Origin of the sequence: Cupriavidus lacunae (assembly GCF_003353055.1) — a bacterium.
Taxonomy (GTDB): domain Bacteria; phylum Pseudomonadota; class Gammaproteobacteria; order Burkholderiales; family Burkholderiaceae; genus Cupriavidus; species Cupriavidus lacunae.
This window is the reverse complement of sequence record NZ_QKWJ01000055.1, coordinates 1-25698: the sequence shown is the minus strand read 5'-3', so window position 1 is coordinate 25698 and position 25698 is coordinate 1. Positions and strand designations below refer to the sequence as shown.

Here is a 25698-nt window from a genome sequence, read left to right as displayed (position 1 = left end):
CGCTTGCCTCAGTATCGGCAGAACCGCTGTCGGGACGCGGGACGCTACCAAACGTGCGCATCGGGAATAAGACGGACGTTGCCGTGGTTTGACTGGTGTACGCCGGACGCCTGGCAAGGAGCGAAGAGATCCCTGCCACTCGTGCGACGCGACGTACCAGAGCGCCACACTTGCCAGATAGGACTTTGGATTCCTGATTGCACTGCATTGGAGATTGTCATGAAACATTTCAGACTGATTGCTGCCGCTACCCTCGCACTGGCGGCTGCGCACGTGTATGCCGCAGACATGGACGTGGCTGCCGGCCCCGACGAAAACGGCACCACGGTGTCGCAGGCGGCCCCGGCCGCAGGTCAGGCCCCGATGCCGACGACGGCTCGCCCGGCTCCGATGGGAAAGACCCGCGAAGAGGTTCGTCAGGAGCTGATCCGTGCTCAGAAGGATGGCACGTTGGACCGTTTGAACGCGCTGTATGGTGGAGGCTGAACGGGTGACTCGACATGCGCCGCACGCACGTGCAGCGGACACACGATCGTCAGTTTCCGATCGTTTCCACATCACCGGAATGCCGGAGAGCATCATGAACAAACTGCACCCTTTGAAGACTCTGCTGATCGCGGGTACTTTTGCCGCTGCCCTGGCGGCCGGCCTCGCCCAGGCCGCGGAGCCCAAAGACGGCACACGCCGCGACAGCGCTGACCCATTTGCCGACGCCGCACGGATCGTCGCGGGACGCGACCTTACCGGAGTATCGGCATCGCCGGCTTGCGGGCCGGACATTGGCACTGAGGCTGCTCCCGGCGAGCAGGCTGGCCCATCGGCAGAATCAATCCGCACACTTTCCGGCTGGGATCGAACCGGTCCGTCGGCGCCGCCGGAACACAGCATCGAGACGTCGATCGCGTAGCCATATCCGGCGATGAGAGGCCCAGGGACAGTTCGATGTCTTCAGCGAGGGCGAGAACGCGTGACGATGATTTCGGACCGAGCCGAGGTGAGAGGCTTTCCGTAGCTCTCATTTTCGGCCTGGAAGAATCTGAATTGGAGTGCAAGATGCGCTTACGAGATAGCGTGTTTATCCTGGCGGGCTGGGTAGGCTTATGTTTGGTAAGTGGAACCCTTGCAACCGTAGTCGCGCGAATGCTTACCTTATGAAGTCTTCCGCTTAGCACGAGAATCAGGATGGGCGTCGTTGATCCGGCTCTGAGTTGCTGTTACCCGCAGATGCCCAAACTACGTGGCAATCGTTCAATGCCGAGGTGTCGATCTCAATCGACGGCGCACACCCAACGCCCCAGTCATCGCGTACGGCGATGACGATGACCGAGTGTCCTACGTCGATGCGTCCGGCCCGTCGATTCTCTGCACATCTCGCAATACCCAAGCGACCAAGCCGGAGCCCTCCAGGCTCAACAATTCTTACGCCTTCGTGGGCGTATCAGTCGTCGCGGGATCTGCTTGCGTGAAACCCGCGGTTTGTCGACGCCGGTCTCATGCATCGCTCGTCCCCCAACGCCTGTGAACGCACTTCATGCCGTTTCGTTCGCCACTATAGTACACATATTATCGTTATCAATCATATAGTTAAATGTTATTTATGGAAGTTGATGCGTGCAGCTTTGACAGTCAAATGTCCGACTCCTAGGATGGACCTCGTGATCTCGTTCTGCATCCAGCGTTGAACGTAACCGGTAGCTCGACGCAACCGTCGCGCGCTTTGCACGCGCCGACGCGAGCTGCCGGACCAGGCCACAAACATCCCTTTCGAAGTCATCTCACGGAGTCATCCCATGCTTGAGTGGAAACAGGAAATACAGGACATCAGTTCTCGCCTCAAAGAACTGTCAACGCGCACGCCGGACACTATTCGCGGTTTTGGGCTTATCGCTGGTGCGGGCGCCAAAACCGAGCAACTCGGCGCGAAGACGCGTGAACTCATCGCGCTGGCCGTCGCAGTCACCACGCGCTGCGATGGTTGCATCGCCTTCCATGCAGCCGAGGCAGTCAAGCTCGGTGTGTCCGACGAAGAGATCGCAGAGGCGCTCGGCGTCGCCATCAACCTGAACGCCGGCGCCGCCATGACGTACAGCACACACGTGCTGGATGCCATCGACGCGCTGAAGCAAGCCTAACCGTTACACCCTGACAGGATCCCATCATGAGCAATCCCAAGCTTGAAGTACTGACCCCGCAAAACAGCCAGTTGATTTTCATTGACCACCAGCCGCAGATGGCATTCGGCGTCCAGTCCATGGACCGGCAGGTGCTGAAGAACAACGTCGTTGGCCTCGCCAGGGCAGCGAAGATCTTCAACATCCCAACCACCATCACGACCGTTGAAACGCAAAGCTTCTCGGGATTCACCTACCCGGAACTGCTCGACGTTTTCCCCGGCCAGCCCCTGCTCGAGCGCACCTCGATGAATTCGTGGGACGACCAGAAGGTTCGTGACGCGCTGGCAGCGAACGGTCGCAGGAAGATCGTGGTCTCGGGCTTGTGGACGGAGGTTTGCAACAACACCTTCGCGCTCAGCGCCATGGCCGGAGCCGGGTACGAGATCTATATGGTGGCCGACGCCTCGGGCGGCATTACGAAGGAAGGACATGACTTCGGCATGCAGCGCATGATCCAGGCCGGCGTCGTACCCGTGACGTGGCAACAGGTGGCACTCGAATGGCAGCGCGACTGGGCGCGTCGCGATACATATGACGCCCTCATGAGCGTAGTCAGGGAGCACTCCGGCGCATACGGAATGGGCGTCGACTACGCCTACACCATGGTGCACAAAGCCCCACAGCGAGCGGTGGGCCCTCACGAGATCTTGCCTCCGGTTCCGGCAAAGTAATCGGCGGCCCTCCGTCTCATTTGATGGCCCGCGTCCGGCCCCATACCGCCTAATGGCGTGGCCGGACCGTCGTGCCCAGAAACTGCAAGAGAAATGTGCCGATGAAAATCTATCTGTTCTCATTGGGTGCCGGCGTTCTGGTCGGCGTCATCTACTACCTGATCGGCGTACGGTCGCCGGCTCCGCCGCTCGTTGCACTGGTCGGCCTGCTCGGCATGCTTGCCGGAGAGCAGTTCATACCGATCAGTCAACAATATTTCCGTGGCGCCATCCACTCTGCCGTGAAGCGCGCATCAGACGACGCGATCGCAGCGTCCGGCACATTGCAGCAAGGCGTCTCCGGCACTATGGCTGTTCGCAAGACGGCAAAGAACGAGGAGACCCGCGCATGATTGCCTCCGCCAAAACACCGGCCGCTATCTCGGACTACATTGGGGTGGAGCTAAAATACGGCTGGCAATGGGCCACATTTTGTCTAGCTTACGGTCCGGTAATGGCGGTAGTCCCTCTTGGGGTCGGCGCGGCACCCCGAGCGAGCCAGGTGTGCCATTCGCCTCAAATCTGGAGCGTCGACTAGCAGAGGATCCGATCCATGAACATGGTTGAAATGCTGCAAGCGGCGGGCATTGATGGCCACAAGGCCGACTTTTACCTCGCCTCACTGGAACTGGGCGAAGCAACTGTTGCTGCAATCGCACAAAAAGCAGGTATCGGGCGAACTAATGCCTACGAAGTGCTGGACCGGCTCGCAGCGTCGGGCTTCGTATCGACGATCCAGAAAGGCGCGCGCTCTTATGTCATTCCACAGGATCCGATCATGCTGTTACGCAAGATCGAATCTCAGCGTCAGATCATTCAGGAGGTTCTCCCTCAACTCCGCTCCATTCACAATTCCTCTGGAGGAAAACCGAAAGTCAGATTTTTCTCGGGAATGGAGGGCATCAAGACTGTCATGAGTGAAACGCTGGAATGTCAATCGAAGGAAGTCAGCGCGATCATGTCTAACAGCGAACTGTTCCGTACCCCAGGCTTTGAATTCATCAATGATCTTGTAGCCCGTCGCGCGAAGGCGGGGATCAATATGCGCGTCATTCGTACTGGGCCGGGCGATTCTCGGGATTTATGGCGATCGTCAAAAAAAGACCGGCGAGAACTCCGGTGCGCACCGGAGGACTTTGAAATCGGTGTGACAACTTATCTGTTCGACGACAAAGTGTCCATCATTTCCTCACGCGCCGAACACTACGCACTGTCGATCCAAAGCCCGGAGTTCTTTGCTTTTCAGATGAGCCTCTTCGAAATACTTTGGAGCGTCAGTGCTCCAGTCAGTGCTAGCTAAGCCCTTCGTAACGTCGGCAAAGGTCTCCAATTCAACCTCAGCCTGTCGCGTTCCCCCTCGGAATCTCGAACACAAGGCACGTTGTCGTCGCATGCGCAAGCAGCCGGTCTGTTGCATCGGTGATGCGCGCCTCGGCAGTGGCGACGCGGCGGCCGGCGTTGAGCACGCGGCCCTCGGTGCGGATCACGCCGCTCGTCTCACTCATGCCGCGCACGAATGAGATCTTGAATTCCAGCGTGGTGTAGCCAGTGCCCGCGGGAAGCGTGCTCTGCACCGCGAGCCCCATCGCGGAATCCAGGAGGATCGCGGCGTAGCCGCCATGCACCGAGCCGATCGGATTGTAGTGGCGCAGACCCGGCACGCTGTGAATCACCACGGCGCCGGGCTCAGCCGTGCAGTCGAACGGCTCGACCGTCTGCATGATCGGCGGCTCCGGCAATCGTCCCGCGAAGATCGCGCGGACAAAATCGAGCCCCGACATCGATGCCATCACGTCGACGGGTACGATGCCGTATTCGATAGTCTGCTTGCTGGATTTATCGCCCATGATCTCTCAACACACCACGTCGTCATGCCGGACCCTGATCCGGGCATCTATGATTATTCAGAAGGAGGATTGCCGGGTCAAGCGCGAGTCCATAAGCCAGCGGCTCGTCGCGGCGCAGACCGAAGACGGTCCGGTAGTTGGTCAGTCGGCCTGTGCCGCCGAGCCGCGTGCCCTGATGTACGAGATGGCTGTTCATTCCCAATAGCCGGGTTCTTTGAGCTCGCAGCGATTGGCGTCCGGTACAAGCGAGTGTTTGCCACAAGCAGCCAGACTGTTCGCCGCAAGCCCAAAAAAACGACCCGCCATCCTCGTGACTTTCTATAGTAGTGAAGCGTTGCCTGGCCCACGCTCGTTTTTGAACTCGCCAAGGTCCGTGCCCGCCCGTTAGCCGGCGCGGGACGGTCGCTTGCTGTCGTCGACTGGAGACCATCATGAGCGACCGCGACGTCTTCCCGGGTATGACGCGGTGATGAAGCTGGTCAAGGAGCATTCTGGCGCATATGGGATGGGCGTGGATTACGCCTACACCATGGTGCACAAGGCGCCACGGCGCGCCAGTGGTACCCATGAGATCGTGCCTGCGGTGCCGGCCGGTTGATCGGCAGCCCTCTCACCCTCTTTCGATATCCCCGACTCCGGCCGCGCGGCATGACGCCGCCGGCCGGCAGGAGCGATTGCGATGTCTCTCTCAGAGAAGCCCGATCTGATCCTGGTGAATGGCCGCTTCACCACGCTGGATCCACAACGACCCCAAGCGGAGGCCGTAGGCATCCGCGGCGGCAAGTTCATGGCCGTGGGCAGCAAGCAGGACGTCATGCCCCTCGGTGACAACTCCGTGACAGTGATTGACCTCGGAGGCCGGCGCGTGATCCCGGGGTTGATCGACAGCCACATGCACATCATCCGCGGCGGCCTGAACTACAACATGGAACTGCGCTGGGACGGCGTGGGCTCGCTGGCCGACGCCATGCGCATGCTCAAGGATCAGGTCTTGCGCACGCCGGCCCCGCACTGGGTGCGCGTGGTGGGCGGCTTCACTGAACACCAGTTCGTTGAGAAGCGCCTCCCGACCATCGAAGAGCTGAACGCGGCGGCGCCGGATACGCCGGTGTTCGTTCTGCATCTGTACGATCGCGCACTCCTGAATGGAGCCGCGCTGCGCGCCGTGGGTTACAACAAGGACACCCCTGAGCCTCCCGGCGGCGAGATTGTGCGCGACGCCCAGGGCAACCCGACCGGCTTGCTGCTGGCCCAGCCCAACGCGACCATCCTGTACGCTACGCTGGCCAAGGGACCCAGGCTGCCGCCCGAGTACCAGAAGAACTCTACGCGGCATTTCATGCGCGAAGTGAACCGCCTTGGCGTGACAGGCGTGATCGACGCCGGCGGGGGCTACCAGAACTACCCCGAGGACTACGCCGTGGTCGAGGAACTTCACAAGGAGGGCCTGCTCACCGTGCGGCTCGCCTATAACCTCTTCACGCAGAAGCCGAAGGACGAACTCAACGACTTCCGTACCTGGGCCGCCAAGGTCAAACCAGGCCAGGGCGATGACCTCTACCGCCACAACGGTGCCGGCGAGATGCTGGTCTATACGGCAGCCGACTTCGAGGACTTTCGCGTGGCGCGGCCGGAGATGCCCCCGTCGATGGAGGCCGACCTCGAACCCGTGATCCGCCTGCTGGTGGAGAACCGCTGGCCATGGCGACTGCATGCCACCTACGACGAGACCATCTCGCGCGCGCTGGATGTCTACGAAAAAGTGGCGCGCGACATGCCGTTCGACGGCCTGCACTGGTTCTTCGACCACGCCGAGACAATCACCGACCGCAACATGGACCGCATTGCGGCGCTGGGCGGCGGCATTGCCGTGCAGCACCGCATGGCCTACCAGGGCGAGTACTTTGTCGAGCGATATGGCGCAAAGCCGGCAGAGCGCACGCCGCCGATCAAGCAGATGCTTGAGCGCGGCATCAAGGTGGGCGCAGGCACGGACGCCACGCGCGTCGCCTCGTACAACCCGTGGGTGTCACTGTCATGGCTGACGACTGGCAAGACGCTCGGCGGCCTGTCGCTGTATCCGCAGGCCAATCTCCTCGACCGTGAGACGGCGCTTCGGCTCTGGACCGAGGCCAATACCTGGTTCTCCAACGAGGAAGGCAAGAAGGGCCGGATTGCCGTTGACCAGCTTGCGGACCTGGCCGTGCTGTCGAGCGACTACCTCACCGTTCCCGGCGATGAGATCCGGGATATCACCTCGGTACTGACCTTGCTCGGCGGCAAGGTGGTCTATGGCGATGGCGATTTCGGCAAACTGTCTCCCGAAATCCCTCCAGCCATGCCGGACTGGTCGCCGGTGCGGACGTACGGAGGTTATCAGGCGCGCCGCCAGGGTGTTCAATCAGCCGCGGCGCTGAGCGTGACATGCGGTTGCGCGCGCCGTTGCGGTGTGCATGGCCACGCCCATGCCGCCGCTTGGGCCGCGCAGGTGCCGGTTGCCGACCACCGGCAATTCTGGGGCGCGCTCGGCTGTTCCTGCTGGGCATTCTGACAGCGAGGCGGCAACGATGACCGAGCGTATCCCGCATCCCCATGCAGCGGCGGGCGCCGGCCTGGCCCGTTTGGCCACGCCGGCAATCCGGTGGCTGGCGCTCCTGGCACTGTGCGCCGCCTACCTCCAGGGCGGGCTCACCAAGGCGCTGGACTTCCCGGCCGCCATCGCCGAAATGAACCATTTTGGCCTGGGGCCGGCCGCTCCGATGGCGGCGCTGGTCATCGCGCTGGAGCTCGGCGCGTCGGCGATGATCCTGACAGGATACTGGCGCTGGGTCGGGGCGCTGGCGCTGGCGGCGTTCACCTTGATGGCGTCGTTCCTGGCCAACGCGTTCTGGAATGTGCCGATGCCCGATCGGATGATGATGGAGAACGCCTTCTTCGAGCACATCGGGCTGGCGGGGGGATTCGTGCTGGTGGCATGGCACGACCTGCGCCGTCTCGGCCGGACGGCATCGGAACAGGGAGACTGAAATGAAGCTCTATCTCGTGTCGTTCGGAGCGGGGATCCTCGTCGGGATCATCTATGCCCTACTGCAAGTGCGTTCACCCGCGCCACCGGCAATCGCACTGCTCGGTCTGCTTGGCATGCTGATCGGCGAGCAGGTCGTGCCGACGGTCAAACGCGTGATAGCCGGTGAGCCGATCACCGTGGCGTGGTTCCGCACGGAATGCGTGCCCAAGATCTCAGGCGCGCCGCCCAAGGTTGTGGCGGAACTTGGAGGCACCCGGAGCAACGGCACCGTCGAACGGGACGACGTCTCACGCTGATGGGGAGCCGTAGCGCGGACGCGAGCAGAGATAAGCCGATGAAGGAAGTCGGGAGGACATCGTTTCCGGAGAGCCACAAGCCCATTAACAATAGCGTGCACGGCTGCGTGCTGTCATATGTTGCTGGCTTTGTGGACGTGGTCGGCTTCATTTCCCTGTTCGGGCTGTTCACGGCTCACGTCACGGGCAACTTCATCATGATCGGGGTGGAACTGACAGGAAGCTCCGAGGGGTTGGCGACCAAGCTCCTTGCCTTGCCCGCTTTTGCTGGAGCGGTTGCGACAACGCGGCTGCTCGAGTCGTGGCTGGTGCAGCGCCGGCGTCCGGCCGTGGCCGTGCTGCTTGCCATCGAATGCGTATTCCTGTTGCTGTTTGTGGGCACTGGCCTGTTGGCAACGCTCGCCCGGGCGGGCCTCAGTGCCGGCTCTTCGCTGGCAACGCTGGCCGGCATGTTAGCTGTCGTGGCGATGGGCATCCAGAACGCACTGTCCCGTACCGCGCTGGCCGACCTGGGACCCACCACTATTATGACCGGTAACACTACCCAGATCGTGATCGACTTGGTTGACCTCTTGACAGCCGGGCCCGAGCAAGCGGGCGCGATCCGCGCGCGCCTGCGTAAGATGCTGCCGGCTGTGGCGGGCTTTGCTGCCGGAGCCGTGCTGGGTGCATTGGCATTCGCTGCCATTAGCTTCTGGTGTGTCTTGCTGCCGGTACTCATGTTAGCGGCGCTATGCCGCCAGCAGTGGCAAGCCAAGCCTGTGCCTGCCTGACTCAGTCATCAGTTCTTTGCCTGCTCGCGCGATGATTCCGTGGCAAGGATAACCAGCATGCCGCCAAGGATGGAGACACTCTTCAGGAAGTTGGCTTGGCCGGGCCCCAATTGCGGCCGTTGGAACCTCGCTGAACGGATGCCAGAATGAGCCGAACAACTGGCAAACACAGCTCGACGCCTGCCCGCATGCGCCACGGTGTGCCCACAGTCCAGCAGTCAAGGGCAGGCAGTGTACCCAGACGGTCGAACCGGTTGCAGATTCAATCAGCTTCTTCCGTGGGCGGCCGCACATTCTTGTGCGCTCGGCTGCAGACAGTATGCTTGTACTATCGACCCAGTCGTCTGCGCCAGGCCTGGTAGCCAGGCATCTCAGATTTGTTGCCCCGGCGCCGCCGCTGATGACACCTTTCCTGTTCGGAGTATTCGCGATGACCACAGACGTATCCGCTCTTGAGCCAATCACAATTGGTGGCCTGACAGTGCGCTATCTCATAGACGGATCCGCCACGAAGGGCATGGGCGTCTTCGAGTTGACGATCGCCCCGGGAGCAAACGTTCCGCCGCCACATAGTCACACCCACAATGAAGAATGCATATACGCCTTGGAGGGGCTCATCCGTTATTCCGTTGACGGTGTTGTCAGGGATCTGGCACCGGGTGAGTGGATGCACACACCCAAGGGCTCCGTTCATGCGTTCAGCAACCCTCATCAAGCCACTGCCAAGGCGCTGATCGTCCTTACCCCTGACCTGGGTGCGCAATACTTTCTGGATGTACAGGGAGTTGTGAACGCCGGCGGGCCGCCAGACCGCCAGAAGTTGTTGGCAGTCATGTCCAGCTACGGGCTCGTTCCTGGCGCCCCGATTCCGGCAGTCGCCCAACCATCGGTTGAGCAGGATGTGCCCGCGTCGCAAGAACGCCCCTTGACCTAAGCCTTGAATCCATGATGAGAACAGCCAGGCTGCGTGTTCCCGATAATCCTCTGGGCACGAGACGATCTATAACTGGATCTGCGTGCCAATCTCGATCACGCGATTTGCCGGTATGTTGAAGTAATCGGCAGCGTTGCCGGCGTTCCTGGTCATCGTGGCAAACAGTCGTTCACGCCATGGCGCCATGCCACTGGGGACGCTGGCTGCAGGGACAATGGTCTCGCGACTCAGGAAGAACGAGGTCTCCATGATGTCAAACTCCAGGCCTGACGCTGGAGGCAGTGCAGCGAGCGCCTGCGCAATGTCGGGCCGGTTCATGAAGCCGAAGCGCAATGTCATCCGGTAGCAGGCATGACCAAGCGCTTCGACGGCTGCGCACTCGGTCACCGGCACCGATGGCACATCCTTCATCTTCACGGTAAGGAACACGACGCGCTCATGTAGCACCCTGTTATGGTTGAGGTTATGCATCAACGCATGCGGCACCACATCCGGTGTCGGGGTGAGGAACACCGCCGTGCCGGGCACACGCGGCGGCGGTGAGAGAAACAGCGAATCCAGGAACGACTTAAGGGGTATGTCGGTGCTTTGGAGCCGATCCAGCAGGGCTTGCCGGCCGCGGACCCATGTCAGCATCACGACGAACATCCCGGCCCCGACAACGAGCGGGAACCAGCCACCTTCGGCAACCTTCAACAGGCTGGAGGAAACGAAAGCCATATCCACCGCGATAAAGAACCCGGTTGCGAAGAGGCTTAGCAGCAGGTTGTAGCGCCAACCGTAGTGGATCACAAAGAAGGTGAGAATGGTCGTAGTCAACATCGTTCCGGTGACTGCGACACCGTATGCCGAAGCGAGATTGGACGAAGATCCGAAGCCGAGCACGGCAACCAGAACCGCAACAAGCAACATCCCGTTGAGCGTCGGTATGTAGATCTGACCGATGGCACGTTCTGATGTGTGCACCACGTTCATGCGTGGCAGATAGCCTAGCTGGATTCCCTGTTTCGTCAGCGAGTAGGCACCCGAGATCGTCGCCTGCGACGCGATCACTGTTGCGGCGGTTGCAAGGGCAACCATCGGATACAGGGCCCACGACGGATAGAGCAGGTAGAAGGGGTTCCCGATCGCCTTTGCATTGACAATGATGAGGGCGCCCTGCCCCAGGTAGTTGAGCGCCAGCGCCGGGAATACCAGGCCGAACCAGGCCAGGCGAATCGGGGCACTGCCGAAATGCCCCATATCGGCGTAAAGCGCTTCGGCACCGGTGAACGCGAGCAGCACCGCCCCAAGCACCGCGAACGAGGCGAACCCGTGCTGTGTAACGAAACCGAGCGCGTGCAGCGGGCTAAGCGCGCCCAGGACAGCGGGATACTGGACAATGCCGTGGATGCCCGCAGCGGCAAGAGCGAGAAACCATACGATCGTGACAGGCCCGAACAGCGCGCCGATGGCGGCGGTGCCATGCCGCTGGAACACGAACAGCGCGATCAACACACCCACGGATGCCGGCAAGATATAAGGCTGCAGCGCGGTAGTGCCCACCTCAATGCCTTCGAGCGCCGAGAGTACCGACATGGCAGGTGTCAGCACGGCATCACCATAGAAGAGCGAGGCGCCGAACAATCCCACGAGCAGGATCGGCGTCGGGGAACGACCGACCTTTTTCACGGACGACAGGGCGAGCGCGAGCAGTGCCATGATGCCGCCCTCCCCTCTGTTGTTGGCCCGCATGATGAGGATCACGTACTTGAGCGAAACGACCACCATCAGCGCCCACAGGATCGCGGAGATGCCGCCAAGTATGTTCTCGGTGACGAGGGGGATCCCGTGGGCTGGATTGAAGGTTTCCTTGACCGCATAAAGGGGGCTCGTGCCGATATCGCCGTAGACGACGCCCAGGGCAGCAAGCGTGAGGGCTGCGCGGGATTGCTGCAGGTGCGAGTCGCCTGGCGTTTCACCGCTAATGGCATAGGAATCCACCGCTGCTCCTCGATATCCTTGACCCCTCAAGCGCCGATCCGGCTCTTGCTCTTGCTGCGCCGCAAACGACGTCGCCGCTGCTGTGGCCCGCCAACCCAGTCTCTGCCTGGCTATAGCCACGGCGGAAGCGGTCTGCGTAGCACCCCGGCACCTTCATCCTGCCGACATTGAGAGCATAGACGTTGAACTCGCCAACAGCATTGGTGTTGTCACCATGGACCCCATATACAGCGAACGTGCCGATCGTCGCGCGGCTCCCGATTTTTGTTGCAATGCGGGAAGGCAATAGCCCTGGGATCATTCAGCGGGGACTGACCGGTCCCTGGCCGGAGAACATCACCAGCTTCCCATCCTTTGCCAGAACCGCCGCCGTCAGATCGGCCCAATCCGCCTGGGTCGCCTGTGTGAACGGGGCGAACGACCCGCCCTTCGTGTTCTGCAAGGCAACGCCCTCCAACCCCACCGCTGCAATGCCATCAGTTGTCGTCACCAGATCCGTAATCGAACTGCTGACGCCGGTCTGCATTCTGGTCCACGACTGGCCGTTATCGACGCTACGGTAGATCGTGCCCCGCATCCCTGCCACCAGCAAATTCCCGTCCTTGTCAGCGGCGCCCGTCCAGAACGAGCCCTTGTAGCCGGTTTGCAGATAGGTCCAGCTTTCCCCGCCATATCCGTTCGAACGTCTTGCCATAGGGTGGGTGCAGCAAGCCGACGCCATTCACCGGCGCTTGCAGAAAGACCGGCTTCTCCTTGCTGAAGGTCCGGAACCCCCATTCGCCGTGGTAGGCGCCCATGCCGCTGGCGCCCACGCCGCCAAAAGGCTGCGACTCCTGGCCGAAGTGCCAGATGCAGTCGTTGATCGTGACGCCGCCGGAGATTGTTTGCGTTCGCCTGCTCAGGGCAATCACCTGAGGGCAACGTCCCCGGATTCCTGCCGCGAGCAAGCCGCGTGCCCGTGGCAACCACCTTTCGAGACTCTGGCCGCTGCCTCACTTTGCGGCATTGCCGCATATAACTGACTTGATGCCGGCGACAAAGACGTCTATTGTGGCCGTTCGGTGCACGCTCCCCGCGCATCCTCGCACCGAGGCACCCCCCGCCGTCGCCACCGTCCACTGTGGCATCGAGCTCGGGGCAGCAGTCGTAGTTCGTTTTTTCCAACCACGACAAAGGAGGCCGACATGTTAAGCCCGCATGAAATCGCCGCGCTACTGCTGCTTGGCGACGCGCAGGAGATCGACGACCTCGAGCCCGAGCAACTGGACACCTTGTTGGCGCACAAGCTGGTCACGTTGGAGCATGGTCATGCTAGCGACCACGCCTACCCCCGCCTGACAAGTCAAGGGCATTCCATGCTCGAAGCCGTGCGCCGCATTCGGTAAGAGTCAGTCGGCTTGTGCCGAAGACCAAACGGAGCGCGCCAGGCACAGCGGCCGCAATATCTTTGGCTAGCACGACAATCCCAAACAAGGTGAGCGAGCTTATACGAAACCGGCTCGCGCCCTCGTAAGCCAAGTCCCAAGTACTACCCGGCATGCAGGTCAACGGTCGGCTGCCAGCCGGTTGCATTGATGCCTGTACTGATCCCTAGCGAGCTCAGGCTCTGTCTAACTCACGTTTGGAGAAACCACGATGGCAAAGCTAGTGGTGCTATACAAGAAGCCTGCGGACACGGCGGCGTTCGATTCCTATTACTTCTCGACCCATGTTCCGATCGCCAAGAAGATCGCCGGCCTGCGGCGCTACGAGGTCAGCAGCGGCCCGGTTGCAAGCCCGGGCGGCGATTCGCCGTTCCACCTGGTTGCGGTGCTGAGCTTTGATTCGCTGACGGCGCTCCAGCAGGCAATGGCTTCGCCGGAGGGCGCCGCAGCGGCAGCAGACGTCGCCAATTTTGCCAAGGCCGGCGTTGACATGCTCATATTCGACACGAAGGAAGTTTAGGCCCGCGCTTCACAGCCCATTTTCTTTGAGAAGGGGAGGCCGGTTCCCACCAACCGCTCGTCGACGGACGACTGAGCGGATCGGGCGGTTGGCTTATCCGGCACCCTGCACGCACTCTTTCGGATCGATGACCCCGAGGCTCTTGACGATCCTGAAATTCCCGTCATACGCTTGGGCAAGGTACATGTTCATCCGGACATGATGCTGGCCCGGAACCATCTCGGCCGGACCACCCGGTCCCTCGGCGATCCTCGCGTGGTCCAGTGCCTTGATGACATCGTCTTGATTTAGCGAGCCGGCCTCTTTCACGGCAGCCTCCCAGAGCCTCAGCCCTCGGTACAGCCCGGAACACGCACTGCCAGCTGTGAATTTGGCACTGCCCGGATAGAGCGTGTCGTAATGCCCGACCAGGTTCTTGCTGAACGAGTCGCTGACGTCGTGGTAGTAGTCGAGACAACTGTACAGACCTTCCACATGTGCGGCTGGCACCAGGTTCAGGAAGTTCTCGTCGAAGTACGTGCAGATGATGCGTCCGCCTCGCTTCGCGAAGCCGGAGTCATGAAGCTGGGCGAGAAATGGGGTGAGCCCGGGTGGAACGATAGTATTGAATACCACCTGCGCGCCACTGGACATGATCTTGTCGATGGTCCCGCCATAGTCGGCGTGATCGAGTGGAAAGTATTCCTCTCCGACTATCTCGCCACCATTATCCGTGACCACCTGACGGACTTTCCTGTTCATCGTGTGCGGCCAGATATAGTCGCCCGACGGCAAATAGAATTTTTTCACCCCCGTTTCCTGCATCAGCCACGGAATGAGAGGTTCGACCTGTTGGGCAGGCACTGGACCGGTACAGAAGATGAGCGGGTCACATTCCTGCCCTTCGTATTGCTCCGGGTAAATGTAGAGCTTTTTGCCCTGCACTACCGCAGGACCTTTGATGGCCTGCCTGGTGGAGCTATAAATGCCGCCGAGGATTACATCGACCTGATCTTGCTGCACCAGCGTGGTCGCTTTGGCCGCCGCCACGCTATCTGTGGTTTCACTGTCTTCGAGAAACAACTCGACCTGTCGCCCGAGCAAGCCACCCTTTGCATTGATGTCGTCGATCACCATCCTCGCGACATTGGCATTGGCGATACCCATGAACGAGAGCGGACCGGTCTGGTCTGTGATGACCCCCACCTTGATAGATGATCCTTTCATGGCGATCTCTCCTCACGAAGGTGACCCAGGAACAAGCGCTGGCTTGTGCGCTGTGCTCGCACATGTGTTTGGCATAGCACTTGTCTTCAGCAAGGGTGCCCTCCCATACTAGCTGAACCGCGCCGGGATTTCGTGGAGGCTGTTTGGTTTTGTCAGTTCGCACCGAGCCGGTCCCGCTTCCGCCGGGCCATGCAAGAACCCCCGCGTGCCCGAACTTCGATGTTCCGGTGGCGGCCCATTCCGGCCAATTGCAGACGTTGGCTGAAGAGCAGGATATTGCACCACTTCTCACGTTTACTACGACGGTACAGTTCCTACACTTGATATGGGTCGCGGACGTCAGGTGCACGGCCCTCTCAATTACTTCCACGCACTACATGCTGTCGGAAAGAGAAGTTACATGCTGCAAATATTGTTCGTGCGGCATGCTTGTCTCACTGGTCAAACAGGAGGACGCAATCATGCAAACTGTTATAAGGAGATTTTCCGGAAAGGGTGCAAAGGAGTTGTTCGATCTGCTGGAGACGCGCACGGCTGAGGTCGAAGAACTGATGCGTTCGGTCAATGGCTTTGTCGGCTACACCCTCGCACGCAGCGGCGACGGCGGATTCTCGGTGACTGTTTGCCAGGACAAGACAGGCACTGACGAAAGCGTCCAGAAGGCAAAGGACTGGATCGCGAAAAATGCCGGAAGCACGGGCGTGGGCGCGCCGGAGATATCGGAGGGAACAGTCCTCATTCACCTGAAGTAACTTTGCCTTGCGACCGGCGGCGCGTGAGTTCAGCGGACGGATTGGGACCTATGCAACCGGCCTCACCGTCCACGCCTCACGCCCACGTCTTGCCGGGATCGTCCAGACCTGCCCATTGCAGATCCTCCGGCACTTCTGGCTCTAGTGCCGCCTGACATGCATTCAACGGATCCACGTCCGCACCATTCCGAAAAGCGGAAGGGGCAATGTTTTCTTCTTCCTCGAGTGGCGAGTTGCAAACAAGCCGACGCAGGCAACTCGTGGCAAACGAAGGATGTTCGTGGAGACGGCCCCGTTCACGGTGTCTTTGTTGGGCGCTCGCGGTGCCACCGTGTCCAGCCACGCGCGCAACCTCGGAGCGCTGATGCTCGTCAATGAGGTCTGTCTTGTTCAGCAGCAGCAGGTCGGCGGCGCACAGCTGGCTTGGCAGGACATCGCCGATGTAACGATCACGGGCCTGCTGGCGAACGGATGTCGCATCGGCCAGGACGATGACCGAGTCCAGGCGCAAGCGATGCCCCGTCAGCCCAACCTGGGCGATCTTCCACGGGTCGGACACTCCGCTCGCTTCGATGATGATGCGATCGGGTGGATCGCGCAGTGCCATGACACGCAGCAGCGCCTGTGAAAAGTTGCCGCCAATGCTGGCGAGTTCCGCAGGCGGCAGCAGCCACAGGCCATTGCCGCTCGTGCCCTCCTTGCCGCGCAGCCCGAATGGCAAGGTCCTGAAGAAGGACCTCCGCGCGCCGTACCGGGCCGGAAAAGAACGCGCGATCTAGATGCGGCGACCGACATGCCGCCGGGCTATGGGGTATCAGGGGCCACGCTGCGCTGCTCGCGATGCCGGCGCCGATATGCGCCCGGCCCCATGCCGAAATGCTGCTTGAACACGCGGCCAAACGCGGCCTGCGATGCGTAGCCGCATCGCTCGCCCACGGTGGCGGCGGGCAGCTCATCCTGTCGCAACAGCCGCGCGGCGCGCTCCATGCGCAGCGTGGTGACCAGTTCCAGTGGCGTGATGCCTCCCAGCTGCGCAAAGCGCCGTGCCAGCGTCGCGCGCGAGACGTTGCAGACGGCCGCGAGGCGATCCACGCTCCAGGGCTGCTCCGGCGCGCGCACCACGGCATCCACGGCTTGCGCCATGCGGGCATCCGCCATCAGGGCGAGCAATCCCTGTGCCACCGATCCGCGCGCGATCAGCGTGCGCAGCAGGATGGTGAAGAGCGCGGTGGACAGGTCCGCGATGATGGCCGCGCCGCCCGGCTGGGGCCGGTCTGCCTCCACATGCATCATGCCAATGAGACCGCGCAGCCAGTCGGAATCGTGGCTGGCGGTGTCCGCGTCGCGAGGGGCTGTCGTGACGCACAGCACCTCGGGCAGTGAGCGCAGCAGGATGTCTGCGGAATTGCCGAGGACAAAGGTGCCGCACAGGATGTCCAGCGGCGCGGCAGCGCCGGCTACCGTGATTTCCGTGATCACGCCGTTGAAACTGCGCGATTCCGCAGCGCGCCGGGCCCTGCCCTTGACGCCGACAATAGTGTGCGCGGCCCCGTGCGGAAACAGCAGGACATCGCCCGCCGAGACCCACAAGGCCTCCTTGCCAAACAGGACCTCCGCGCGGCCGTCCAGGATCACGTGATACGGCACGTGGCCGGGAGCGGCCTGCGCATTGTGCGCAGACCAGGCGCCGGCGACGCGGCAATGCAGGTCGACCGTGCCGGAAGGCGCCAGCAGGCGGACCAGTTCACTGAGGCTGTCCATGGGATGAGACGATCGAGCAAAAAGATGAGCAGATTCTAATCCCTCCGGATCACCGGGACACCTACCATGAAGTCCAAGGAAGCGCCGCACGTCAACCCAGGTGATTCCCCTCAACCTTTGAATGAACCGGAGATCGCTCATGACCACCCGCCTGCATACCACTCCCGTCGCGCAAGCCACAGGCAAGGCCGCCGAACTGTTCGGCGCCATCCGGAAGGCCGTCGGCAAGGTACCCAACGCCTATGCCACCATCGGCAGCAATGCCCCTGCCGTGCTGGCGCAGGCCCTGCAAACCAACCAGGTGCTCAAGGGCGGCTCGCTGTCCGCCCTCGAACTGGAAGCGATTAACCTCTCGGTGAGCGAGCACAGCGGCTGTGATTACTGTGTGGCCGCGCATACGCTGACGGGGAAGATGGCTGGTTATACGGAAGCGCAGACGCGCCAGTTGCGCGAGGGCAGCTACCCGGACGATGCGAAGATCGACGCGCTGACGCGCTTCGCGATGGAGCTGGTCAGCACCCGCGGCACGCTGCCGGCGGCCAGCCTGGAGGCGGTGCGCGTGGCGGGCTACAGCGATGGACAGATCGTCGAGGCGATTCAGGCGGTAAGCGCGATTCTTTTCACGAACATGGTGAATCGGGTGAACGACACGACACTGGATTTCCCGGCCGTCGCATAAGGTGGTGGTGAGTTGCCTGCTGCCTGGGCAGATGTTGCGCGGGTGAACAGGCAACAAGCTAAGCACCCGCCATTTCCAGCGTGATCGTCTCATACAGTGCCTGCGCGGCAGGCTGCAATGGCCTGTCGCGACGGCGTATCAGCGCAAGGACGCGGTCTACCTCAGGCTCGACCAGGGGGATTGCGCAGAGCCGGGGATGATCCCGCGGCACCGCCATGCCAGGCATGACGGCCATGCCAAGACCCGCTTCAACCAGCGCCAGCACGCCGACGACGTGGTTGGCTTCGTAATGAATGGTGGGGCGTCGCTCGAGGTGGGCGATGGCATTTTCGATCAGGGCGCGATTGCCGCTTTGCCTGGACACGCTGACCATCCGTTGCCCGGCCAACGCCTCCCAGGCGACGCACTTTCGCGCGGACCATTCGTGGTCGCGCCGCATTGCCAGTTGATAGCGCTCGGCGCGGATGGCGCGGAACTCGATGCTGGACTCCTGCGCGCCCATGAAATTGAGCCCGAAATCCGATTCTCCCGACAGGACGCTGGCCAGTACCGTGCTGGCGCTTTCGTCAATCACGCGCACGCGCACGCCCGGATGCCGGCTGGCAAACACGTGGATCGCATGGGGCAGGAAATGCAGTGCGGCGGACGGTATGGCCGCCACCGTCACCAGGCCGCGTTGCAGCGTGGCCTCATCGCCGAGCCGGAACACCGCGTTATCCAGGATATCCAGCGCGGCGCGGGCTTCTTCCAGGAACTGCCGCCCGATATTCGTGGTCTCCACGCGGCGCGTGGTCCGGTCCAGCAAACGAGAGCCGAGCGTCTTTTCCAGCTTTTCGATCCGCCGGCTGAGCGCTGGCTGTGAAATGTGAAGGGTTTCCGCGGCCATGCGGAAGCTTCCTTTTTCGGCCGTCGCGACAAAGGCCTGTAAGTCTTCCAGGGCGAAATTAATGCGTGGCATGCATTGAGTCATCAGAATATTGCAATTCACAGAATAGTCTCGCGTCGGTAGGCTTGCAATGCCTGATCGGGACGTCGTGTCGTGCCGAAAAGCGCACAGAAAGAGACCGATCCCGGAGACTTGCCTTGAAACTCGCAGTTCGCCATCTCGCGCTTGCCCTTACCCTGAGCGCCTGCACCCTGACCGCCTGGGCCGAAGCCTGGCCCGCAAAGCCGGTGAAGTTCGTCGTGCCGTTTGGCCCCGGCGGCGCCAACGATCTGGTTGCCCGTGCCGTGGCCGAAGCAGCCTCGAAGCAGCTCGGCCAACCGATCATCGTCGAGAACAAGCCCGGCGCCGGTTCGGTATTGGGTGCCGACTACGTGGCCAAGTCCGCGCCGGACGGCTATACCTTCCTGGCACCGGCGGCCGGCGTCATCACCAACGGGATGATCAAGACCCACCTGCCATACAAGGAGCAGGACCTGGTCCCCGTCGCCATGCTGGCGGTCAGCCCGTCGATCATCGTGGTGCCCGCTGACTCCCCGATCAAGGACCTCAAGGGCCTGGTTGCCAGCGGCAAAGGCGGCAAGAGCCTGAATTTCGCTACGGCGGGTACCGGCAGCACGCCACACTTCGTCGCGGAGATGCTGAAGCTGGCGACCGGCGCAAGGCTTGAGATCATCCCCTACAAGAGCGGCTCGGAAGGCATGGTCGCCGTGGTCGGGAAACAGGTCGACGCGACCTCGGAGGCCAGCGTCGTGGTGCTGCCGCAGATCAAGGGCGGCAAGCTGCGAGCGATCGCTTCCACCTGGAATACGCGCATTGCCGCAATGCCGGATGTGCCCACCGCCACGGAACTCGGCTATCCCGGCATCTTCATCGGCCACTGGTCCGGCGTCTTCGCCCCGCGCGGGACCCCTGACGCGATCCTCGACAAGATGAACAAGGCCATCGACGCCGCGATCAAGTCCCCTGAACTGCGCGCCAGGCTGATCCCGCAAGGTATCCAGCCGATGGGCGGGACGCGGGCGGACTTTACCAGGTTCCTGGCAGGCGAAAAGGCTCGCCTCGGCCCGATCGCGCGCGCAGCCAATATGAAAGAAGACTGACGGGCGCCGCCGCCCGCAGCAGTGAATAACAGGGAGACGACATGAAGCTGAACATCCTGGCCGCCAGGCCTGCCCTGCTGGTTCTCATGCTCTGGCTGGCCGCTCCGGCCCAGGCAGACGAGATCCGCGTGATCACCTCGGGCGGCTTTACGGCCGCCTACCAGCAGCTCGTGCCACTGTACGAGGCCGCCACGCAGGACCGTGTCATCACGGCCTACGGTGCGTCGATGGGCAATGCGCCCGATTCCATCCCCAGCCGGCTGGCACGCGGCGAGACCTTCGATGTGGTGATCCTGGCGGACTCGGGTCTTGAGAAGCTGGTATCGGAAGGCAAGGTGGCCGCCGGCAGCCGGGTCGACCTGGCCCGCTCGCTGATCGGCATGTCCGTGCGCAAGGGCACGCCAAAGCCGGATATCAGCACGACCGAGGCGCTGACGCAGACCCTGCTCAACGCCAAATCCATCGCGTATTCCGCCAGCGCCAGCGGGACGTATCTTTCCAGCGAACTGTTCGCCCGGCTTGGCGTCGCGGACAAGATCAAGGACAAGGCCCGCAAGATCTACAGCGAGCGTGTCGGCACCGTGGTGGCGCGAGGCGATGCCGAAATCGGCTTCCAGCAGGTCAGCGAGCTGCTGCCCTTCAAGGAACTGGACTACGTCGGTCCGTTGCCTGCCGAGTTGCAGCAGAAGGTGTACTTTTCCGCCGGAGCGATCGCAGGCCGACAGACGCCGGCATCTTCCCGCTTCGTCAGGTTCCTGGCCTCGCCGGCGGCGGCCGCGATCGTCAGCAGCACGGGACTGGAACCCGTGGCGACGCCTCTGCCGCCACCGGCGCCTCCGGCTTTGGGGCAGCCGCAGAAGCCTTGACCGGCGCGGCGGCGCCCGCGGTCGGGGCCAGGACTGCCGAGGATCCCGGCTTGGAGTTTTCGGTCCGGAACGGCTAAAGTCGGAAACTACAAGAAACGGATGCCGGCATGCCAAGACCCCAGATCCTCACCTATGTCGACGCCGGTGCTTCCGAATGGACCGCATGCCTGATGCGGACCATCGGGCACCAGCTTCATGCCGGCGCCTATGAAATCCGTGCGGTAATGGCAGACGAGATCCGGCACGACGCCACGCTGTTCGATGACGCGGTGCTGTTTGTCATGCCAGGTGGCGCCGACCTTCCCTATTGCGCATTGCTCAACGGCGCGCCGAACGCACGCATCCGGCATTTTGTCGAGCAGGGCGGCGTCTACCTCGGGATTTGCGCGGGCGCTTACTACGCGTGCCGGGAACTGGCTTTTCATGCCGGCACCAGGGGGGCAATCTGCGGCCCGCGCGAACTACGCTTTGTCGATGCCGTGGCAGTGGGCTCGCTGCCCGAACTGACCGGCGGCATGCTCTATGACGGCACGCCGCGCACCACGGCCGCGGTGGAACTGCGGACCACGGACAAGCTGACCGATGTGCCGATGTCGCTCTACACGCATTACCACGGTGGCTGCCGCTTCGACTTTGGCGACGCACCCGGCCTCGACACGCAGGTCCTGGCCGTCTACGCGGGCATCGATGGCACGCCGCCCGCCATCGTCAGTACACGCGTTGGCAAGGGCCGCGCGGTGCTGACTGGCGTCCACCTGGAGATCTCAGAGCGGGAGTGCAAGGATGCGCTGCGCGGACACAGCGATATGCCTGAATACCTCTATGTCTGCGACCGGCTGGCGCAGACTGGCGATGCGCGCCTGGCTGTGTTTCGCCAGTTGCTGGCGCACGCTGGGCTTGCGCTGGACTGAGCGGCAAGGCGCCGCATGCCGACCAGCTCGGTTGGGACTACGTGCGCATATCCGACGCGCCCAGGCCAATCACCGAACGCCAGAAATTTCCTCGCAGCGTCGAAGCTCGTCAGGGTTCTTTGCCTGAGTCAAGGTTGCCAGACGTTCCTGACGCCGACGCAACCGCACCGCGAAGCGCGCGATAACTTTGCTGCAATAGCAGCCCGATGTTCGCCCACTCCGGTTCAGTGACACCACCGGCCTCGGCGCGTGCATCGCGCAAGAGCATGGCTTGCGCGCGCAAGCGACCATGTTCGAGTGTTGAGGCCGCAGGAACCCTGTAGAGTGCCGCCGCGGCTTCGGCGCACGCATGTCCCAAGGCATCAGACGGATAGCGCTCCCGCTCCCGATGCACGATCCACCACTCCAGCTCCAGCGTGGTGGCGCGTCCAACATCGAAATCGATGCTTCCGGTATTCCGGATCATGCCGAAGTAAGTGCGCAGCGTTGGCAATGCCTTCTCGTAATCGCTGCGCTCTCTGCCTTCCTTGAACACAAATGCCGCCGATGCCCCGTAATAGGCGCCGACATACGAGCGAAGCAAGGGGAAGCGATACTGGGTGCGCAAGGTTTGCGCCAGTTCGAGAAACAGCGAAACGTGACGGCGCTCATAGTAAGAGCGCCACATCTTCGCTTCCAGCTCGCCCACTGCGACAGGATCAAACTGGGTCAGGTCACGACGGAGCGGCAAGAAAATATCGACAGCCGCGTAACTCAGCAGCAAGGCCGTGACGACCAGGGCTGTACGCCAGCGGCGTCCAAACCCACCCACGCGCGCATCGCGGTGCCGCGTGCGGTAACTGCGGGCGGGTTCGGGTGCGTTCATGGAAAATGGCGCCGATGGGTGGCTTGCAGGGATCTACTTGACCACGCGCCCAAGAACCTCGCCGAGTTCCTGGTCCTCGATGACAGGGGTAATCGTCAGACGCATCAGATCGCTCCACTGAAGGGCGAATTCTGTCAGCTTCTTCGGATCGTCGGTTTCAAGCAGATCGAAACCACCGCTGAGATCAGTCTGCGTCCATCTGCCCAGTAACCTGACTCCCTCCGGCGGGAGCCCTCCCATTGCCAGGAACCGCTCGATCGCTGCCGCCCGTGTCTGCGTGTTCGGAGCCCACGCGAATGTCAGCATGAACTTCATGTGCCTTCTCCTTTGGTTGGTACCCGCCTGATGACCTTCCCTTATACGTTCAGATGCACCAACCAGATGCAAACACGCCCGGCGGCGCTAATATCCATTCTACGGCGCGATCGTCGACGCGTTCGACCTCTCCTTCACGTTGCATTGAACCCGGAGAAGCAAAGTGCCATACGTAACGTCCGACGGTGTCTCGATCCACTACGAGGCAAAGGGCCAAGGCTCGCCCGTTCTCCTTCTGGCGGGGCTTGCGGGAGTGGGCGCATCCTGGGGCCCACAGATCGATCTGTTCGCCGGGCATCACCAAGTGATCGTGCCTGATCACCGCGGTACCGGCGAGTCCGAGCGCACCGCACGCGACATGACCATTGCGCAACACGCTCGGGACATGGCGCGGGTTATCGAGGCGGTCGGATGCGGGCCGGTCCACGTGGTCGGCTCCTCGACCGGGGGTGCCATCGCGCAGTTGCTGGCGATCCAGCATCGCGAACTGTTGCGCAGCGCGACCATCGTCTCTTCGATTGCACGCGCGGACGCGTTCTACCGCCGTCAGTTCGACATGCGGCGACGCATGCTGGCGGATTCCGGGCTGCGCGCGTCCACCGAGGCAAACGCACTATTCCTTTTCGACCCGAAATTCCACCGCGAGCACCCGGAGCAGGTGCAGGCGTGGGTGAACATTGCATCGGCTGGCACATTCGAGCCGGAGATCGGCCTTGCCCGGATCGACATGATCGTGGGGCACGACGCCTTCGATGATCTTCCCTCGATCACGACACCGACCCTGGTGCTGGTGGGCGAGCGGGACTTCTGCGCCCCGCCGCACTTCTCCGCGGAGCTTGCGGAACGGATTCCGGGAGCCGAGTTTTCCACCCTGGACGGTGGCCACTTCATCTTCCTGGAAAAGCCCGCACTACTGCACGACGCTGTTGAAGCTTTCATCGCCAGGCACGAATGATGAGCAACCCGGCGCGAGCCGGCCGGCCTCAGCTACATCTTCTCCGGCATGGCCGACGAGTGATGACTCGTAATCAGCCATTGCGTACCATCCCAGCGATAGGTGTAGGTATAGCGGGCCTTAACGACCGCACCTGTCCGTGCAAAGGTGAAAGTGTAGAGCCCGGCATCCACGGCAGAATTGCAGCCCAGTTCAATGCTGCGGAAGTCAATCTTCCCGGAGGGACGGTCTTGCAGGAAGTGTTGGAAATAGTCCTCTCTCTCCGCGACGGTCAGGCGAGGCTTGTTGGATACCGTAGGAAGAAGAATCGACCGCTCCGCATAGTTGGCCGCCACCTTGCGGGGATCGCCGGTCTGCAGAGACTGGTTCCATCGATCGAACAGCGCCGCGATTTCCTGCTCTGACGTCGCCTTGCAACTCTCTGTGCGCGACGCCTGCGCGCTGCCTGGCGTGCCCTGGTTCATGGCGCAGCCCGCGAGCACGAACGCCAGGGCAGCAATGCGAATCCGCTTCATGGCAGAGTTCCTCAGGTAAAGGGTTGAGAGCCAGGGCACATCGCCTGAAGATGGAGACATCCCGCAAGTGCTTGCCATTTCCGACAATGCCTTCCACCGCTTCCAGGCGCCCGGAAAGAATTCCGGGCCACTCTGAATACTAGGCCGAAGTTTGAGAGCCCGAAACCCTGCCAAGCCAGAGGTGGCGCGCCTTTGCGCCATTTCTATCGTTTTATTTGTTCCCATGTAAATAATCTATTTTTGACGATATTTTCCTTGATTTGCAGGGTTGAGTTTCTATNCGCCTGCCCCAGTGCGCTCACTGGTGCTGGCCCTGGTGGTGGCGCGCGTGCTGGCGCCAGGCTCCAAGCTGGCCACCTGGCGCATGTTGCAGCCCGAGTGCGCCACCCATTCGCTGTCGCAGGTGCTGGGACTGGGCGCGTTCGAGGTCGAGCGGCTCTACGCCGCGTTGGACTGGCTCGGCGCGGCGCAGCCGCGCATCGAGCGTAGCCTTGCCCGCCAGCATCTGAGCGAAGGCGTTCTGGTGCTCTATGACCTCACCTCGACCTGGGTCACCGGCCGGCACTGCGCGCTGGCCCGCTACGGTTACTCGCGCGACGGCAAACGCGATGACCCGCAGATCGTGTATGGCTTGCTGTGCGCCGCCGATGGCTGTCCGGTGGCGGTCGAGGTGTTTGCCGGCAACACCGCCGATCCGGCCACGCTGGCGGTGCAGATCAGCAAGCTCAAGGAGCGCTTTGGCCTGTCACAAGTGGTGTGGGTGGGCGATCGCGGCATGATTACCGCCGCGCGCATCGAGCAGGTGCTGCGCCCGGCCGGCATGAGCTGGATCACCGCGCTGCGTTCGCCGCAGATTGCCGAGCTGATCGAGGAGCGCGGCCCCTGGCAGCCCTCGCTGTTCGATGAGCGCGGCCTAATCGCAGTGGATAGCGCGCGCTATCCGGGTGAGCGGCTGCTGGTCTGCCGCAACCCGGCGTTGGCCGAGGAGCGCGCGAGAAAGCGCGCCGAGCTGCTAGCGGCCACCGAGGTGGAGCTGGCCGCGATCGAGCAGGCTACCGAACGCCCCCGTAATCGCCTGCGCGGCCAGGACAAGATTGGCTTGCGCGTGGGTCGGGTGATCGAGCGCTATCGGATGGCC

At 62.1% G+C, this 25698-nt stretch carries 30 protein-coding genes and 3 pseudogenes; 21 read left to right on the top strand and 12 right to left on the bottom strand.

Translation table 11 applies throughout. The annotated features are described in order from the left end of the window. Positions 1-219: 219 nt before the first annotated feature. The 6 genes from DN412_RS29760 to DN412_RS29730 all read left to right on the top strand — a co-directional run bounded on the left by DN412_RS29760 (position 220) and on the right by DN412_RS29730 (position 4184). Positions 220-486: a DUF4148 domain-containing protein gene (locus tag DN412_RS29760; protein ID WP_115214845.1), complete on the top strand. Its 267-nt coding sequence runs from the start codon at positions 220-222 to the stop codon at positions 484-486. 94 nt (positions 487-580) lie between these two features. Beyond that, complete coding sequence (locus tag DN412_RS29755) at positions 581-907, top strand: hypothetical protein (RefSeq protein ID WP_115214844.1); 327 nt, start codon at positions 581-583, stop codon at positions 905-907. An 883-nt stretch (positions 908-1790) separates the two neighbouring features. Then, positions 1791-2132: a carboxymuconolactone decarboxylase family protein gene (locus tag DN412_RS29745; RefSeq protein ID WP_115214842.1), complete on the top strand. Its 342-nt coding sequence runs from the start codon at positions 1791-1793 to the stop codon at positions 2130-2132. A 26-nt stretch (positions 2133-2158) separates the two neighbouring features. Then, the gene (locus DN412_RS29740; protein WP_115214841.1) at positions 2159-2845 is read left to right on the top strand and encodes a hydrolase; all 687 of its coding nucleotides are present in this window, start codon (positions 2159-2161) and stop codon (positions 2843-2845) included. Positions 2846-2946: 101 nt separating this feature from the next. Then, positions 2947-3237 (top strand): DUF1427 family protein, encoded by a 291-nt coding sequence (locus DN412_RS29735; protein WP_115214840.1) that lies wholly within the window; start codon positions 2947-2949, stop codon positions 3235-3237. Between the two features lie 200 nt (positions 3238-3437). Next, positions 3438-4184, top strand: a complete 747-nt coding sequence (locus DN412_RS29730; RefSeq protein ID WP_115214839.1) for a TrmB family transcriptional regulator — start codon at positions 3438-3440, stop codon at positions 4182-4184. Positions 4185-4221: 37 nt separating this feature from the next. Here DN412_RS29730 and DN412_RS29725 read toward each other — a convergent pair whose 3' ends face one another. Together DN412_RS29725 and DN412_RS43540 are read right to left on the bottom strand one after the other, a co-directional pair. Continuing rightward, positions 4222-4731 (bottom strand): PaaI family thioesterase, encoded by a 510-nt coding sequence (locus tag DN412_RS29725; protein ID WP_167471149.1) that lies wholly within the window; start codon positions 4729-4731, stop codon positions 4222-4224. Positions 4732-4753: 22 nt separating this feature from the next. Then, on the bottom strand, positions 4754-4927 hold the full coding sequence (locus DN412_RS43540) for a hypothetical protein (RefSeq protein WP_161564061.1): 174 nt from the start codon (positions 4925-4927) through the stop codon (positions 4754-4756). A gap of 261 nt (positions 4928-5188) precedes the next feature. Between DN412_RS43540 and DN412_RS29720 the strand changes: the two are divergent. The 6 genes and pseudogenes from DN412_RS29720 to DN412_RS29695 all read left to right on the top strand — a co-directional run. Continuing rightward, positions 5189-5329, top strand: a pseudogene (locus DN412_RS29720) (hydrolase); the annotation flags it as partial. An 81-nt stretch (positions 5330-5410) separates the two neighbouring features. Next, the gene (locus tag DN412_RS29715) at positions 5411-7282 is read left to right on the top strand and encodes an amidohydrolase (RefSeq protein WP_115214837.1); all 1872 of its coding nucleotides are present in this window, start codon (positions 5411-5413) and stop codon (positions 7280-7282) included. A gap of 16 nt (positions 7283-7298) precedes the next feature. After that, positions 7299-7757: a DoxX family protein gene (locus DN412_RS29710; protein ID WP_115214836.1), complete on the top strand. Its 459-nt coding sequence runs from the start codon at positions 7299-7301 to the stop codon at positions 7755-7757. Between the two features lies 1 nt (position 7758). Beyond that, entirely contained in the window at positions 7759-8055 is a 297-nt protein-coding gene (locus DN412_RS29705) for a XapX domain-containing protein (RefSeq protein WP_115214835.1), read from the top strand. Between the two features lie 38 nt (positions 8056-8093). Beyond that, positions 8094-8828, top strand: a complete 735-nt coding sequence (locus DN412_RS29700) for a YoaK family protein (protein ID WP_115214866.1) — start codon at positions 8094-8096, stop codon at positions 8826-8828. Positions 8829-9228: 400 nt separating this feature from the next. Continuing rightward, positions 9229-9762, top strand: coding sequence for a cupin domain-containing protein (locus tag DN412_RS29695; protein WP_244222823.1), 534 nt, complete (start codon positions 9229-9231; stop codon positions 9760-9762). A 66-nt stretch (positions 9763-9828) separates the two neighbouring features. On the opposite strand, the gene DN412_RS29690 is transcribed toward DN412_RS29695, so the two are convergent. The 3 genes and pseudogenes from DN412_RS29690 to DN412_RS29680 all read right to left on the bottom strand — a co-directional run. Next, the gene (locus DN412_RS29690) at positions 9829-11730 is read right to left on the bottom strand and encodes a potassium transporter Kup (protein ID WP_115214864.1); all 1902 of its coding nucleotides are present in this window, start codon (positions 11728-11730) and stop codon (positions 9829-9831) included. A gap of 316 nt (positions 11731-12046) precedes the next feature. Next, the gene (locus DN412_RS29685) at positions 12047-12439 is read right to left on the bottom strand and encodes a WD40/YVTN/BNR-like repeat-containing protein (RefSeq protein ID WP_133303103.1); all 393 of its coding nucleotides are present in this window, start codon (positions 12437-12439) and stop codon (positions 12047-12049) included. Continuing rightward, positions 12351-12632: pseudogene (locus tag DN412_RS29680) on the bottom strand (hypothetical protein); the annotation flags it as partial. The gene DN412_RS29685 and the pseudogene DN412_RS29680, both read right to left, overlap by 89 nt. A gap of 297 nt (positions 12633-12929) precedes the next feature. Here DN412_RS29680 and DN412_RS29675 point away from each other — a divergent pair. Both DN412_RS29675 and DN412_RS29670 read left to right on the top strand, forming a co-directional pair. Continuing rightward, positions 12930-13130, top strand: a complete 201-nt coding sequence (locus DN412_RS29675) for a hypothetical protein (RefSeq protein ID WP_115214832.1) — start codon at positions 12930-12932, stop codon at positions 13128-13130. A 250-nt stretch (positions 13131-13380) separates the two neighbouring features. Next, complete coding sequence (locus tag DN412_RS29670) at positions 13381-13689, top strand: EthD family reductase (protein WP_078199210.1); 309 nt, start codon at positions 13381-13383, stop codon at positions 13687-13689. 93 nt (positions 13690-13782) lie between these two features. Here DN412_RS29670 and DN412_RS29665 read toward each other — a convergent pair whose 3' ends face one another. Continuing rightward, complete coding sequence (locus DN412_RS29665) at positions 13783-14895, bottom strand: substrate-binding protein (RefSeq protein ID WP_115214831.1); 1113 nt, start codon at positions 14893-14895, stop codon at positions 13783-13785. A gap of 461 nt (positions 14896-15356) precedes the next feature. On the opposite strand from DN412_RS29665, the gene DN412_RS29660 reads away from it, so the two are divergent. Beyond that, a complete protein-coding gene (locus DN412_RS29660; RefSeq protein ID WP_078201356.1) occupies positions 15357-15647 on the top strand; it encodes a hypothetical protein in 291 nt (96 codons plus the stop codon). A 76-nt stretch (positions 15648-15723) separates the two neighbouring features. On the opposite strand, the gene DN412_RS29655 is transcribed toward DN412_RS29660, so the two are convergent. After that, a complete protein-coding gene (locus DN412_RS29655) occupies positions 15724-16368 on the bottom strand; it encodes a GTP-binding protein (protein WP_115214830.1) in 645 nt (214 codons plus the stop codon). Between the two features lie 83 nt (positions 16369-16451). Then, entirely contained in the window at positions 16452-17408 is a 957-nt protein-coding gene (locus DN412_RS29650) for an AraC family transcriptional regulator (protein WP_115214829.1), read from the bottom strand. Between the two features lie 139 nt (positions 17409-17547). Between DN412_RS29650 and DN412_RS29645 the strand changes: the two genes are divergently transcribed. Beyond that, complete coding sequence (locus DN412_RS29645; protein WP_115214828.1) at positions 17548-18087, top strand: carboxymuconolactone decarboxylase family protein; 540 nt, start codon at positions 17548-17550, stop codon at positions 18085-18087. Between the two features lie 58 nt (positions 18088-18145). Here DN412_RS29645 and DN412_RS29640 read toward each other — a convergent pair whose 3' ends face one another. After that, complete coding sequence (locus DN412_RS29640; protein WP_115214827.1) at positions 18146-19045, bottom strand: LysR family transcriptional regulator; 900 nt, start codon at positions 19043-19045, stop codon at positions 18146-18148. A gap of 125 nt (positions 19046-19170) precedes the next feature. Between DN412_RS29640 and DN412_RS29635 the strand changes: the two genes are divergently transcribed. The 3 genes from DN412_RS29635 (at position 19171) to DN412_RS29625 (ending at position 21910) form a co-directional block, all read left to right on the top strand. Further along, positions 19171-20133: a Bug family tripartite tricarboxylate transporter substrate binding protein gene (locus tag DN412_RS29635; protein WP_115214826.1), complete on the top strand. Its 963-nt coding sequence runs from the start codon at positions 19171-19173 to the stop codon at positions 20131-20133. A gap of 41 nt (positions 20134-20174) precedes the next feature. Beyond that, positions 20175-20999, top strand: coding sequence for a substrate-binding domain-containing protein (locus DN412_RS29630; protein WP_115214825.1), 825 nt, complete (start codon positions 20175-20177; stop codon positions 20997-20999). A 107-nt stretch (positions 21000-21106) separates the two neighbouring features. Further along, entirely contained in the window at positions 21107-21910 is an 804-nt protein-coding gene (locus DN412_RS29625) for a BPL-N domain-containing protein (RefSeq protein WP_115214824.1), read from the top strand. A 109-nt stretch (positions 21911-22019) separates the two neighbouring features. On the opposite strand, the gene DN412_RS29620 is transcribed toward DN412_RS29625, so the two are convergent. Continuing rightward, entirely contained in the window at positions 22020-22775 is a 756-nt protein-coding gene (locus tag DN412_RS29620; RefSeq protein ID WP_244222822.1) for a hypothetical protein, read from the bottom strand. 33 nt (positions 22776-22808) lie between these two features. Beyond that, entirely contained in the window at positions 22809-23090 is a 282-nt protein-coding gene (locus DN412_RS29615) for a DUF3303 domain-containing protein (protein ID WP_115214823.1), read from the bottom strand. Between the two features lie 163 nt (positions 23091-23253). Between DN412_RS29615 and DN412_RS29610 the strand changes: the two genes are divergently transcribed. Continuing rightward, the gene (locus DN412_RS29610; protein WP_115214822.1) at positions 23254-24045 is read left to right on the top strand and encodes an alpha/beta fold hydrolase; all 792 of its coding nucleotides are present in this window, start codon (positions 23254-23256) and stop codon (positions 24043-24045) included. 32 nt (positions 24046-24077) lie between these two features. Here DN412_RS29610 and DN412_RS29605 read toward each other — a convergent pair whose 3' ends face one another. After that, a complete protein-coding gene (locus DN412_RS29605) occupies positions 24078-24560 on the bottom strand; it encodes an SgcJ/EcaC family oxidoreductase (RefSeq protein WP_115214821.1) in 483 nt (160 codons plus the stop codon). Between the two features lie 283 nt (positions 24561-24843). On the opposite strand from DN412_RS29605, the pseudogene DN412_RS29600 reads away from it, so the two are divergent. Further along, positions 24844-25698: pseudogene (locus tag DN412_RS29600) on the top strand (IS1634 family transposase); the annotation flags it as partial.